1 rRNA gene is annotated in these 278 nt (G+C 62.2%); it reads left to right on the top strand.

What is annotated here, in order from left to right:
* A 23S ribosomal RNA gene (locus tag ACYQ6T_RS10775) occupies nt 1–278 on the top strand; the annotation flags it as partial.

The raw sequence follows: 278 nt of genomic DNA, 5'->3' as shown, positions 1-278 counted from the left end.
AAAGAAGCCGAGGCGCCAGCTTCGGTGGAGCCGTCCTTGAAATACCACCCTGGCCCCATCGAGGTTCTAACCGCGGTGGGTGCATCCCCACCCGGGACCGTGCATGGCAGGCAGTTTGACTGGGGCGGTCTCCTCCTAAAAGGTAACGGAGGAGCACGAAGGTACGCTTGGCGCGGTCGGAAATCGCGCTGTACGTGCAAGGGCATAAGCGTGCTTGACTGCAAGGCCCACAAGCCGAGCAGGTGCGAAAGCAGGTCCTAGTGATCCGGTGGTCCCGC

It is taken from the genome of Hydrogenophilus islandicus, assembly GCF_054657095.1.
Note: the sequence above shows the minus strand (reverse complement) of the source record. Positions and strands in the feature narration are given on the sequence as shown.